This is a genomic window from Burkholderia sp. Se-20378 (genome assembly GCF_017104665.1).
GTDB classification, from domain to species: Bacteria; Pseudomonadota; Gammaproteobacteria; order Burkholderiales; family Burkholderiaceae; genus Burkholderia; species Burkholderia lata.
Map to the genome: position 1 here is coordinate 1 of NZ_JAAGPG010001186.1, position 963 is coordinate 963.

At 63.1% G+C, this 963-nt stretch carries 1 protein-coding gene; it reads right to left on the reverse strand.

Annotated features, from left to right (window positions below):
• Positions 1-963, reverse strand: a 963-nt coding sequence (locus tag G3N93_RS40905; RefSeq protein WP_206135623.1) for a hypothetical protein, incomplete at both ends; no start/stop codon positions are given.

The window sequence follows — 963 nt, forward strand, 5'->3', positions numbered from 1 at the left end:
TGTCGTCCGCCAACAGCTCGATCACCTCGCTGTCGACTTCGACCTCGACCGGCTTGTCGTCGGCCAACAGCTCGATCGATTCGCTGTCGACCTCGACCTCGACGGGTCTGTCGTCGACGAACAGCTCGGTCTCGTCGCTGTCCACCTCGACCTCGACCGGCCTGTCTTCGGCTAACAGCTCGATCGATTCGCTGTCCACGTCGACTTCGACCGGCTTGTCGTCGGCTAACAGCTCGATCACGTCGTTGTCCACCTCGACGTCGACCGGCCTGTCGTCGGCCAACAGCTCGATCACCTCGCTGTCGACTTCGACTTCGACCGGCTTGTCGTCGGCCAACAGCTCGATCGATTCGCTGTCGACCTCGACGTCGACCGGCCTGTCGTCGGCAAACAGCTCGATCACGTCGCTGTCGACTTCGACCTCGACCGGCCTGTCGTCGGCCAACAGCTCGATCACCTCGCTGTCGACTTCGACCTCGACCGGCCTGTCGTCGGCCAACAGCTCGATCACCTCGCTGTCGACTTCGACCTCGACCGGCTTGTCGTCGGCGAACAGCTCGATCACCTCGTTGTCGACCTCGACCTCGACGGGCTTGTCATCGGCGAACAGCTCGATCGATTCGCTGTCCACGTCGACCTCGACGGGTCTGTCGTCGGCCAACAGCTCGATCACGTCGCTGTCGACTTCGACTTCGACGGGTCTGTCGTCCGCCAACAGCTCGATCGATTCGCTGTCGACTTCGACCTCGACCGGCCTCTCGTCGGCGAACAGCTCGATCACGTCGCTCTCGACCTCGACCTCGACGGGTCTCTCGTCGGCCAACAGCTCGATCGGCTCGCTGTCGACCTCGACCTCGACGGGTCTCTCGTCGGCAAACAGCTCGATCGGCTCACTGTCGACCTCGACCTCGACGGGCCTCTCGTCGGCGAACAGCTCGATCACGTCGCTCTCGACCTCGACCT